This is a genomic window from Pseudomonas sp. 10-1B, from assembly GCF_000935045.1.
Taxonomy (GTDB): domain Bacteria; phylum Pseudomonadota; class Gammaproteobacteria; order Pseudomonadales; family Pseudomonadaceae; genus Aquipseudomonas.
The window spans coordinates 140,119-151,562 of the sequence record NZ_JYKS01000008.1 but is presented as its reverse complement, the minus strand read 5'-3'; the positions used below and the strand labels follow the sequence as shown (position 1 = coordinate 151,562).

Genomic DNA, 11,444 nt, shown 5'->3' with positions numbered 1-11,444 from the left:
GCCGGACCAGGTTAGCCCTTGGCCCGCCGGGCCTTGAAGAAGTCACTGAGGATCTGCCCACACTCCTCCGCCAGCACCCCGCCCTCCACCATCACCCGGTGGTTCAAAAAGCCCTGCCCGAAGAACTGCCCCTGGCTCTGCACGATCCCGGCCTTCGGCTCCAGCGCCCCGAACACCACCCGCATCACCCGCGAATGCACGATCAACCCCGCACACATGCTGCAGGGTTCCAGGGTCACGTACAGGGTGCTGCCCGGCAACCGATAGTTGCTGGCCGACTTCGCCGCCGCGCGGATGGCCACCATCTCGGCATGCGCACTGGGGTCGCTGTCGATGATCGGCCGGTTGAAACCCTGGCCGATCACCTGCCCATGCTGCACCAGCACCGCCCCCACCGGCACCTCGCCCATGGCTGCGCCTTCGGCGGCCAGGGCCAACGCCAGGCGCATGAATTCCTGATCGCGGCTGCGATCGATGATCTGCGGGCGCATCAAACCACCGCGATCGCGGCCATCAGGCCGGTTTCCATGTGGTCGATGACGTGGCAGTGGAACATCCAGGTGCCCGGGTTATCCGCCACCAAGGCCACCTGGGCGCGCTCATTCTTGCCCAGCAGGTAGGTGTCGGTGAACCACGGCTCCTTGATGTCATGACGGTTCGAGGCGATCACCTTGAAACTCATGCCGTGCAGGTGGATCGGGTGCTGGTACTGGGTCATGTTTTTCAGCTCGAAGATGTAGCTCTTGCCTTTCTGTAGCGTGGCGATCGGCCGGTCGGCACAGGTCTTGTCGGTGATGTCCCAGGCTTGGCCATTGATCTGCCACAGGCTCGGCGGCCGGCCATTTTCGGTGTTGACCGAAACCTTGCCGACCCACTCGAAATTGAAGTTCAGCTTCTCGGCGTTCTCCAGGTCCGGCTCGGCCACCGGGTTCGGCGGCAGGGCTGGTGGCCAGTCGCTCGGCGCGTCATTGCTGGCCACCGAGCGCAAGGTGCCCAAGCGCACGAAACCATCACGCATGGAAATTTCTTCGCCCGCCTCGGGAATGCGGATCGCCAGGCAAATACGCATGCCAGGGCCCAGCCAGTATTCGTCGTCCAGCACGCGCGGGGTAACAGGGTTGCCGTCGAGGGCATAGATCTTCGCCTCGAAGTTGCCCTTGAGGTTCAGGCGATACGTCCAGGTGTTGTCCAGGTTGAGCAGGCGCAGGCGCACCACCTGCCCGGCCGGCAGTTCGGTCACCGAGTCGGCCTGGCCGTTGATGGTGATCAGCCGCCCGGCAGTGCCATTGCGCGCCGCCTCGCGGGGGATGCTGAAAGGTAGCCAGGCGCCCTGTTCGTCCACGTGCCAGTTCTTCAGGCTCAAGGTGCGCTCATGCAGGAAACCGGTAGGCTCGCGCTCCTCGACAATCAGCGGGCCGACCAGGCCACGGCCCAGCTCCTCGGAACTGCTGACATGCGGGTGGTACCAGTAGCTGCCGGCATCAGGCACGCGGAACTTGTAGTCGAAATACTCGCCCGGCTTGACTGGCAGCTGCGACACATAGGGCACACCGTCCATTTCCAACGGCAGCCGGATGCCATGCCAGTGGATGGTGGTCTCGACCGGCAGGTGGTTGATGAAGCGCACCCGCAACCAGGTGCCCTGGCGCACCCGCAGCTCGGTGCCTGGCGCCGACGGGCCGAACGCCCAGGCCTCGGTCTTGAAGCCCGGCACCAGTTCGACATCGAGTGGGGCGGCGATCAGCTCGTAGTCGTGGCCAGCATTGTCGTCCTCGACCTTGCCCAGCCAATAGCGCGCCACGCCACCGGCGCCCAGGCCAACCACAACCAGGCCAGTCAGGCCCTTGAGCATTTGTCGACGGGTGAAGGACATCGGTGCGGGTACCTCGTTTCTGCGCAATCAGTCTGCCAGCAGGCGCCAGCGATGAAGGGCGAATACGATACACCTGCATTTGCGAAATATTAAGTGAAGTCTTGTCGCACGGCTGGGATGCGGCCCTGAGCGGCCGCTGGCCTGCCGTATCCCTGGGTGAGCGCTTGATGCGCCTGGGCTGACTTGCTCAAACAAGGGCTGGCTGCTTAAGTTCAAGCAGATGGATCCGTAGGTAGTGGCCTTCTGCCCGCCTATCGCTCCAAAATACACCTGCTGCATCCATGCGAGGGTTTGACAACATGCAGAGAAGGAACTCTTTATTACACATTTCTCTCCTGCTCGCTGTTGCCCTTCTGCTCGTGCCGAAGATCATCCTGATCGAGTTCTTCTCCCATCGATGGGTGGACACCGGCGTTAGCGATATTGCGCTGTACGTACTACAGGATGTGATGCTTGCGACCGCCCTCTATGTAATCGCCGTCAATACCATTGCCAGGAATAAATTCAATTTCTATCTGTTGTGCATCGTCTCCGGCGCCTTGTTGCTATTCCTGCTGATAGACATGCGTGTCCGGGAGCTATGGCTGAAGCCTCTGAATTGGCAACTGATAAGCTACAGCCTGCAAAACGCAAGCAACCTGACCTCCGGAGCCGAAGTTTTCCTCAAGCAATCTGCCGGTTTTGGGCTCACATTCAGGTTCATTGTTTTCGTGCTCTTTCTCGCTTACCTGGCGACGTGGTCTTTCGTTGGGCTGGCCACTTACCTCGCTTATAAAGCACAGCGCACAGAGGTCACAAAGAAAAAAACCTACCCCTGGGCTTCGCTGCCAGTGTTATTCGCCCTGCTTATCGGCGCCATCTATGCCAAAGACGCACGCTACGACCTGAACAAAAATATTGTCATCAGCCCGCTGGTCACCACGCTCAGAAGCACCACCTCCTTAAACGCCGCTCCGCACAAGCCTCCGCTGCCATTCGAGCAACCCGCCTACCCGCTATCCCGCGTAAACAACCTCCAAAAACTACAATCGCACGCGACGCCAGACTTCAAGAACCTGGTGTTCATCGTCCTGGAATCGGTTCGCTGGAACAGCACTTTTGCTGCGGACATCAAAACCGCTGAAAAGTACCCCACCTTCGACAAGCTCTCCCGGGAGGGCATGCTGTTTAAGTCGTACGTATCAATCCCTCACTCGTCCAAAGGCTACCACTCGATACTGACCGGGCTGCACGCCTACCCCGACGTTGAGATCAAAGAGGCCATGCAGCTGCATCAACCTAGCGTCATCCATGAGCTGAAAACCCAGAAGAACATGGAAGCCGTCGCCTTCAGCTCATTGTATCTACAGTTCGAGAACATGGATGGTTTCTTGAAATCCATCGGGGTATCTAATGCCTATGAAGTCTCGGACATCCTCGCCATCGAAAACCTCCCAACACACTCCAGTAGCTTCGGGGAGAGTGACGAACAGCTATTTTCTTCCAGCATCCCTTACCTGCAGAACATCAAGAATAAAGGCAAAGGCTTCATTGCATTGTACTTCCCTAGCGCAGCGCACTACCCCTATGAGTGCAGCCACGACGCCACCTTGCAGAGCGAACTTGAAAAGTACGAAAACTGCATAGCGAAAAGTGACAGCGTACTGGGTGAAATGCTGAAATCATTTGACCAGTCCGGCCTGCTGGACTCGACATTATTCGTGCTCGTGGGTGACCATGGTGAATCGTTCGGCGAGCACGGTTTATTCATTCACAACGCTTCCATGCATGAAGAAGAAGTTGCCGTGCCGCTGATATTCTGGGCGAATGGCAAGGCGCTGCCAAACCCCGACTCAACGACCAGCCACCAGACCGATATTGCGCCCACGGTTGCCGATTTCTTTGGCATTACCGAATCGCCCCTGTCTGTACAAGGCGTTAGTTTATTGAGGAAGCATGACAAGCGTTCGTTCTTTATGTCCACGTTCTTTGACCAACTGGCGTCAGCCTTGGTAGAGCATCCTCACAAATACATTTATGAATTCAGCTCGGACACCCTGACGAAATACAATATCGAGGAGGATCCGCAGGAAAAGAACCCGCAACCCGTGCTGGGTGATGAGTTCACCGCCGTCAAGAACAGGCTGCTTGCCTATAACTTTTACCAGAAAGCGCTATTCGATCAAAAGCCTGAGCGGCCTGAATGAGCAAGAACCAAAAAGCCCGCAATGCTGCGAGCTTTTTGGTGTATGCATGCCTGTCGGTGCCAGCTTAGGCCGGCTGCCCGATCATTCCCACTCGATAGTGGCCGGCGGCTTGCTCGACACGTCATAGGTCACGCGCGAAATACCGTCGATTTCGTTGATGATACGGCCGCTGACGGTTTCCAGCAGCTCGTACGGCAGGTGCGCCCAACGCGCGGTCATGAAGTCCACGGTCTCGACGGCACGCAGGGCAACGACCCAGGCGTAGCGACGGCCATCGCCAACGACACCGACCGACTTGACCGGCTGGAACACCACGAACGCCTGGCTGGTCTTGTGGTACCAGTCGGCCTTGCGCAGTTCTTCGATGAAGATGTGGTCGGCACGACGCAGGATGTCGGCGTATTCCTTCTTCACTTCACCGAGGATGCGTACGCCCAGGCCCGGGCCCGGGAACGGGTGGCGGTAGACCATGTCGTACGGCAGGCCCAGCTCCAGGCCGATCTTGCGCACTTCGTCCTTGAACAGCTCACGCAGCGGCTCGACCAGCTTGAGATTCATTTCCTCCGGCAGGCCACCGACGTTGTGGTGCGACTTGATCACGTGGGCCTTGCCGCTCTTGGCGCCAGCCGACTCGATCACGTCCGGGTAGATGGTGCCCTGGGCGAGGAACTGGATGTTTTCCAGCTTGCTGGCTTCGGCATCGAACACGTCGATGAAGGTGCGGCCGATGATCTTGCGCTTCTTCTCCGGGTCGGCTTCGCCTTCCAGGTTGTCGAGGAACTGCTTTTCAGCGTCGGCGCGGATTACCTTGACGCCCATGTTCTCCTTGAACATGGCCATCACCTGGTCGCCTTCGTGCAGGCGCAGCAGGCCGTTGTCGACGAACACGCAGGTCAGCTGGTCGCCGATGGCGCGGTGCAGCAGCGCAGCAACGACAGAGCTGTCGACACCGCCGGACAGGCCCAGCAGGACGTTGGCCGAGCCAACTTGCTCACGCACCTGGGCGATGGCGTCTTCGACGATGTTGGACGGGGTCCACAGGGCTTCACAGCCGCAAATGTCCTGAACGAAGCGGGACAGGATGCGACCGCCCTGCTTGGTGTGGGTCACTTCCGGGTGGAACTGCACGCCGTAGTAGCCGCGCGCGTCGTCGAACATGCCGGCGATCGGGCAGCTTGGGGTGCTGGCCAGCACGTGGAAGTCGCTCGGCATCTGGGTAACCTTGTCGCCGTGGCTCATCCACACGTCCAGGCCCAGTACGCCATCGTCGTCGACGTGGTCTTCGATACCGTCGAGCAGGCGGCTCTTGCCGACCACGTCGACACGGGCATAACCGAACTCACGCAGGTCGGAACCTTCGACCTTGCCACCCATCTGCTCGGCCATGGTCTGCATGCCGTAGCAGATACCCAGCACCGGCACGTTCAGGTCGAACACGGCCTGCGGCGCGCGTGGGCTGTTGGCTTCGTGGACCGACTCGGGGCCGCCGGCGAGGATGATGCCGCGCGGGTTGAATTCGCGGATCGCTTCATCGTCCATGTCGAACGGGTGCAGTTCGCAGTACACGCCGATTTCGCGCACGCGGCGGGCGATCAGCTGGGTGTACTGGGAACCGAAATCGAGGATCAGGATGCGGTGAGCGTGAATGTCGAGGGCCATGACTCAATCTCGTCAGTGGAAATCGGAAACGACGCGGGGCTGTCGTGACAGCCCCGCATGCTTATATTGCTGGAAGCCTCAGCCTACGCGGTAGTTAGGGGCTTCTTTGGTGATTTGCACGTCATGCACGTGGGACTCGGCCATGCCGGCACCGGTGATGCGCACGAATTCCGGCTTGGTGCGCATCTCTTCGATGGTTGCGCTGCCGGTGTAGCCCATGGACGAACGCAGGCCGCCCATCAGCTGGTGGATGATCGCGGCCAGGGCGCCCTTGTAAGGAACGCGACCTTCGATGCCTTCCGGTACCAGCTTCTCGGCGCCGGCCGAGGAGTCCTGGAAGTAACGGTCCGACGAGCCTTGTGCCTGTGCCATCGCACCCAGCGAGCCCATGCCGCGGTAGGCCTTGTAGGAACGACCCTGGAACAGCTCGACCTCACCCGGGGCTTCTTCGGTACCGGCGAACATCGAACCCATCATCACGCAGGAAGCACCGGCAACGATGGCCTTGGACAGGTCACCGGAGAAGCGGATGCCGCCATCGGCGATCAGTGGCACGCCAGTGCCTTCCAGTGCTGCTGCAACGTTGGCAATGGCGCTGATTTGCGGCACGCCGACACCGGCAACGATACGGGTGGTGCAGATCGAGCCTGGGCCGATACCGACCTTGACGGCGTCGGCGCCCGCTTCGGCCAAGGCCTTGGCAGCCGCGCCGGTGGCGATGTTGCCGCCGATCACCTGCACTTGCGGGTAGGTTTCCTTCACCCAGCGCACGCGGTCGATCACGCCTTTGGAGTGACCGTGGGCGGTGTCGACTACAACCACGTCAACGCCAGCAGCCACCAGGGCAGCAACGCGCTCGCCGGTGTCCTTGCCGGTGCCGACGGCGGCGCCGACGCGCAGGCGACCTTGGTCGTCCTTGCTGGCCAGCGGGTAGGCCTTGGCCTTTTCGATGTCCTTGACGGTCATCATGCCCTTGAGGTTGAACTTGTCGTCGACGATCAGGACTTTTTCCAGACGGTGCTTGTGCAGCAGTTCGCGGACTTCGTTCTTGTCGGCGCCTTCGCGGACGGTGACCAGGCGCTCTTTCGGCGTCATCACGTCGCGGACCTTGGCGTCCAGGCGGCTTTCGAAGCGCACGTCACGGGAGGTGACGATACCGACCAGGTCGCCGTTCGCCAGCACCGGAACGCCGGAGATGTTGTTCAGGCGGGTCAGGTCGAACAGGTCGCGCACGGTAGCGTCGGCGTCGATGGTGATCGGGTCCTTGACCACGCCAGCCTCGAACTTCTTGACCTTGCGGACTTCGCCGGCCTGCTGCTCGATGGTCATGTTCTTGTGGATGATGCCGATGCCGCCTTCCTGGGCCATGGCGATGGCCAGGCGCGCTTCGGTCACGGTATCCATGGCGGCGGAAACCAGCGGAATGTTCAGCTCGATGCCACGGGTCAAACGGGTCTTGAGACTGACTTCATTGGGCAGTACCTCGGAATAGCCAGGTACAAGGAGGATATCGTCGAAGGTCAGGGCTTCTTGGCTGATACGCAGCATCGCGGGGGCTCCCGGGCGGGAAAAATGGAAGCGCGCCATTATACTCATGCACGGCGCGCCGCTCAATGCAAAATAAGGGCCTTCGGTCAGCCTTGTGGCAGTTTTACCTGCACCACGGCCACCGGCTGGTCGAGCCAGTCGGCGAAGCTGTCGAGAAAGGCCTGGGTGAACCCGGCCTCGCCCCAGTTGTTGAAGATGAACCCGAGGTTGGAAAAGGCACATGGCTGCAGGTAAAGGAAGCCATTGATGTCATCTTCGAAGCCGCACAGCGGGCAGGTGAAGTTGTCACTGACACCGGGCATCCACTCTTCCAGGCTTTCGAACAGCGGCTCGCCCACCTCGCGCCGGCACTCCGGGCAACCGGCCTCTTCGAGGAAGCCGTCGGTGGGGGTGTAGATGCAGCGCTTGAGCATCACCTCCAGGCCATTGACCTGCGCGCCGAAGGGCAGTTTTTCCGGATGCAGCGCCACCTTGCGCGCCCCAGCGGCCAGGGCATGGCCCATGCGGTTGCCGGTGCGACCACAGGTGGTCAGCTGCTCTTCGACGATCTTCTCGCGCACCAACCAGCGCAGGATGGCACGGGCGCGGGCTTCATGCACCGGGACGGTAGACAGCTTGGGAACGATGATGCTCTGGGTGTTCATGAACGGGAAAAGCCTGAAAAACTGCAGTAATGACGCAATTCTACCGCCTGCTCAGGCGCTCAGGTAGCGGCCGATCAACGCCAGGCCACTGGCCAGCACCAGCCAGGTGACCAGGCGCACGAAGGCTTCGCGGGACAGCCGGGTGGTCAGCCTGCGCCCCACCCAGAGGCCGACGAACATCACCGGCAGCAGGCAGGCGGCGAGCAACAGCAGGCTTTGGTCGGCATAGACACCGGCAATCAGGAACAGCGACAAGCGCACCACCGTGCTGCAACTGATCAGCGCGCTCTGGGTAGCGCGCACTTGCTCCTTCACCTCCAGCCGCGCGCTCAGGTAAAGGGCATAAAGGAACCCACCGCTGCCGAACAAGGCGCCGAACAGGCCACCAGCGGTGCCCATCGGTATCGCCCAGAAGCCCGACAAGTGCGCCGGCCGCACCTTCACCGCCAATCCATACAGCGCATAGGCGGTGACGAAAACGCCCATCAACAGCAGCAACACGTCGGACTTCAACTGCAGCAGGAACACCACGCCCAGCGTGCAGCCCACGGCCATGAACGGCAGCAGCCGCAACAACTCGCCCCGCACCACATAGCGGCGCGATGGCAGCAGGTTGCCGAAGGCGGCGACAAAGTCGAGCAGCACCAGCAGCGGAATGATCCGCGACAGTGGCATGAAGTGGATCAGCACCGGGCCGGCTACCAGCGCGGTGCCGAAGCCGGCGATGCCGAAGACGATGTAGGCAACACCGACACCGAGCAGGATGGGCAGCCAATCAAGGCCGGAAAGCGACAGTTGGGCGAGCATCGTGCTGGGGCCTGGATAGTCCTTTTAGGGTGCATCGTAGTGAGAATCGCGAGGGACGGATAGGGCCGCAACACATGCGACGAAGCTGAAAACCTGGGGCTGCTCCGCAGCCCTATCGCGACGCGAGGCCGCTCCCACCTCGACCGCATAGGCCTCAAGCCCTGTGCAGTACCTGTGGGAGCCGGCTTGCCGGCGATGAGGCCAGTCCAGGCAATACAAGACAGTTGCTCCCACAATTGCGTCAAGGCTGACAGCAGGGGCAAGACAGACAACCAGGGCCGATGTCCTTTATGATGCCGGCCATGATCAAAGACCCTTTCGAACGACTCGGCCTGGACCGTGAGGTCCTTACCGTCAGCCAACTCAACGGCCGCGCCCGCGTATTGCTGGAAGACGTGTTCCGTAGCGTCTGGGTAGAAGGTGAGATTTCCAACCTCGCCCGCCCGGCGTCCGGCCACATGTACTTCACCCTCAAGGACAGCGGTGCCCAGGTGCGTTGTGCGCTGTTCCGGCAGAATGCCACGCGGGTGCGCCAGGCCCTGCGCGATGGCCTGGCAGTGCGGGTGCGCGGCAAGGTTTCGCTGTTCGAGGGGCGTGGCGACTACCAGCTGATTCTCGACACCGTCGAGCCGGCCGGCGATGGCGCCTTGCGTCTGGCCTTCGAGGCATTGAAAGAGAAACTCGGTGCCGAGGGGCTGTTCAGCGCCGAACGCAAGAAGCCACTGCCGGCCCACCCGCAACGCATCGGTATCATCACCTCGCCCACCGGCGCGGTGATCCGCGACATCATCAGCGTGTTCGGCCGCCGTGCCCCGCAGGTGGAACTGAACCTGATCCCCACTGCGGTACAGGGCCGTGAAGCCATTGCGCAGATCGTGCGCGCCATCCGCCTGGCCGACAGCCTCGGTTTCGATGCGCTGATCCTGGCCCGTGGTGGCGGCTCGCTGGAAGACCTGTGGTGCTTCAACGAAGAGGCCGTGGCGCGTGCCGTGGCCGCCTGCGTCACACCGATCGTCAGCGCCGTAGGCCATGAGACCGATGTGTCGATCAGCGACTTCGTCGCCGACGTGCGCGCACCCACGCCGTCTGCCGCCGCCGAACTGCTGGCCCCTGACAACAGCGGCCTGCAGCAACGCCTGGATGGCCTGCAGCGGCGCCTGCTGCTGCGCATGCAGAACCGCCTGAGCCACGACCGCCTGCGCCTGGAGTCGCTGACCCGGCGCCTGCGCCACCCCGGCGAGCGCCTGCGCCAGCAGGCCCAGCGCCTGGACGACCTGGACATGCGCCTGCGCCGCGCGTTCATGCTCAACCTCAACCAGCGCCACGAGCGCCTGGCACGCCTGGACACCCGACTGGCCGCGCAGCACCCGGGGCGCACCCTGAAACTGCTGGGCCAACGCCTGGATAGCCTGGCCGAACGCCTGCCACGGGCCATGCGCGAAGTGCTCAAGGATCGCCGTCAGCGTTTCCAGGCCCAGTTGCAGACACTGCAGGTGGTCAGCCCATTGGCCACCCTCGCCCGCGGCTACAGCATCCTGCTCGATGAAAAGGGCCAGGCCATCCGCAGCGCCGAACAGACCCACAATGGCCAGCGCCTGACTGCCCGCCTGAACGAAGGCGAGCTGTTGGTACGAGTCGAAGACAACCACCTGACCCCGGTCACCCTCTCACTACTGGACTGACACATGCCCCGCCTGCTCGCGCCCCTGCTTGCCCTCTCCCTCCTGCTACTGGCCGGCGGCGCCCAGGCCAGCTACATCACCCGCACGTTGAACAAGCCGGTACCTGGCGGCGTGGCGGTGGTCGACCTCGGCCCTGCCGCCAGCGCGCCCAGCGCCCGCTTCGACGGCAAGCCGGTGCTGGTGGTGAAGGAGCAGAACAACTGGCTGGCCATCGTCGGCATCCCGCTGACCCAGAAGCCCGGCACCGCGGTGCTGAGCCAGGGTGGCCGCACCCTGCCCTTCACGGTCGGCAGCAAAAAGTACCCCGAGCAGCGCATTACCCTGAAGAACACCCGCCAGGTCAACCCGAACCCAGCCGACCTCAAGCGCATCGACCGCGAGCTGGCCGAGCAGATCAAGGCCTACCGCAGCTTCAGCCCGACCCTGCCGAGCAACCTGATCCTCGACAAGCCGGTCAACGGCCCGCTGTCGAGCAAGTTCGGCGTGCGTCGCTTCTTCAATGGCGAAGAGCGCAACCCGCATGCCGGGCTGGACTTCGCGGTACCGGCCGGCACGCCGATCAAGACCCCGGCCAACGGCAAGGTGACCCTGGTGGGAGATTACTTCTTCAATGGGCGCACAGTGTTCGTCGACCATGGGCAGGGCTTTATCAGCATGTTCTGCCATATGTCGAAGATCGATGTGCAGGTCGGGCAGCAGCTGCGCCGCGGCGAGGTGGTCGGGCGCGTAGGTTCTACCGGGCGGGCTACCGGGCCGCACATGCACTGGAACGTCAGCCTCAATGATGCGCGGGTGGACCCGGCGATTTTCATTGGGGCTTTCCAGCCCTGATATCGGCGGCACCTGCTTCGCGGGCATGCCCGCTCCCACAGGTATTGCGCCGCATCCGAAGGCTACGCTGTACCTGTGGGAGCGGGCGAACCCGCGAAGAGGCCAGCACTGCTCAGATCAATTCCATTGTGTTGCGCCATCGAAAAATACCGCGCAACAATCAATAACAACCTTAAAAATACCAGCCATAAAATCTCGCCTAATGGCTTTTTTT

9 protein-coding genes are annotated in these 11,444 nt (G+C 61.9%); 3 read left to right on the top strand and 6 right to left on the bottom strand.

Annotated features, from left to right (window positions below; genetic code table 11):
• Positions 1-11: 11 nt before the first annotated feature.
• Together tadA and TZ03_RS07330 are read right to left on the bottom strand one after the other, a co-directional pair.
• Positions 12-491, bottom strand: a complete 480-nt coding sequence (tadA, locus tag TZ03_RS07335; RefSeq protein ID WP_051096678.1) for a tRNA adenosine(34) deaminase TadA — start codon at positions 489-491, stop codon at positions 12-14.
• Positions 491-1,873 carry a multicopper oxidase family protein gene (locus TZ03_RS07330; protein WP_051096677.1) on the bottom strand — a complete coding sequence of 461 codons (1,383 nt, stop codon included), beginning with the start codon at positions 1,871-1,873 and terminating at the stop codon, positions 491-493. Before TZ03_RS07330 ends, tadA begins: the two co-directional genes overlap by 1 nt.
• Before the next feature lie 299 nt (positions 1,874-2,172).
• On the opposite strand from TZ03_RS07330, the gene TZ03_RS07325 reads away from it, so the two are divergent.
• Complete coding sequence (locus TZ03_RS07325) at positions 2,173-4,059, top strand: LTA synthase family protein (protein ID WP_051096676.1); 1,887 nt, start codon at positions 2,173-2,175, stop codon at positions 4,057-4,059.
• 81 nt (positions 4,060-4,140) lie between these two features.
• Here TZ03_RS07325 and guaA read toward each other — a convergent pair whose 3' ends face one another.
• From guaA to TZ03_RS07305, 4 genes are all read right to left on the bottom strand, one after another.
• Positions 4,141-5,718 carry a glutamine-hydrolyzing GMP synthase gene (gene guaA, locus TZ03_RS07320; RefSeq protein ID WP_051096675.1) on the bottom strand — a complete coding sequence of 526 codons (1,578 nt, stop codon included), beginning with the start codon at positions 5,716-5,718 and terminating at the stop codon, positions 4,141-4,143.
• 78 nt (positions 5,719-5,796) lie between these two features.
• Positions 5,797-7,266 (bottom strand): IMP dehydrogenase, encoded by a 1,470-nt coding sequence (guaB, locus tag TZ03_RS07315; protein ID WP_051096674.1) that lies wholly within the window; start codon positions 7,264-7,266, stop codon positions 5,797-5,799.
• Between the two features lie 86 nt (positions 7,267-7,352).
• Positions 7,353-7,910 carry a hypothetical protein gene (locus TZ03_RS07310; protein ID WP_051096673.1) on the bottom strand — a complete coding sequence of 186 codons (558 nt, stop codon included), beginning with the start codon at positions 7,908-7,910 and terminating at the stop codon, positions 7,353-7,355.
• 51 nt (positions 7,911-7,961) lie between these two features.
• Positions 7,962-8,717, bottom strand: coding sequence for a sulfite exporter TauE/SafE family protein (locus TZ03_RS07305; RefSeq protein ID WP_051096672.1), 756 nt, complete (start codon positions 8,715-8,717; stop codon positions 7,962-7,964).
• A 302-nt stretch (positions 8,718-9,019) separates the two neighbouring features.
• Between TZ03_RS07305 and xseA the strand changes: the two genes are divergently transcribed.
• Complete coding sequence (gene xseA / locus TZ03_RS07300; protein ID WP_051096714.1) at positions 9,020-10,399, top strand: exodeoxyribonuclease VII large subunit; 1,380 nt, start codon at positions 9,020-9,022, stop codon at positions 10,397-10,399.
• Positions 10,400-10,402: 3 nt separating this feature from the next.
• The gene (locus tag TZ03_RS07295) at positions 10,403-11,230 is read left to right on the top strand and encodes a M23 family metallopeptidase (RefSeq protein ID WP_051096671.1); all 828 of its coding nucleotides are present in this window, start codon (positions 10,403-10,405) and stop codon (positions 11,228-11,230) included.
• Positions 11,231-11,444: the final 214 nt, after the last annotated feature.

Excerpts from the sequence above, each read along its gene's own strand:
- tadA (WP_051096678.1), bottom strand. The coding sequence starts at position 491 with ATGCGCCCGCAGATCATCGATCGCAGCCGCGATCAGGAATTCATGCGC.
- TZ03_RS07330 (WP_051096677.1), bottom strand. The coding sequence starts at position 1,873 with ATGTCCTTCACCCGTCGACAAATGCTCAAGGGCCTGACTGGCCTGGTT.
- TZ03_RS07325 (WP_051096676.1), top strand. The coding sequence starts at position 2,173 with ATGCAGAGAAGGAACTCTTTATTACACATTTCTCTCCTGCTCGCTGTT.
- guaA (WP_051096675.1), bottom strand. The coding sequence starts at position 5,718 with ATGGCCCTCGACATTCACGCTCACCGCATCCTGATCCTCGATTTCGGT.
- guaB (WP_051096674.1), bottom strand. The coding sequence starts at position 7,266 with ATGCTGCGTATCAGCCAAGAAGCCCTGACCTTCGACGATATCCTCCTT.
- TZ03_RS07310 (WP_051096673.1), bottom strand. The coding sequence starts at position 7,910 with ATGAACACCCAGAGCATCATCGTTCCCAAGCTGTCTACCGTCCCGGTG.
- TZ03_RS07305 (WP_051096672.1), bottom strand. The coding sequence starts at position 8,717 with ATGCTCGCCCAACTGTCGCTTTCCGGCCTTGATTGGCTGCCCATCCTG.
- xseA (WP_051096714.1), top strand. The coding sequence starts at position 9,020 with ATGATCAAAGACCCTTTCGAACGACTCGGCCTGGACCGTGAGGTCCTT.
- TZ03_RS07295 (WP_051096671.1), top strand. The coding sequence starts at position 10,403 with ATGCCCCGCCTGCTCGCGCCCCTGCTTGCCCTCTCCCTCCTGCTACTG.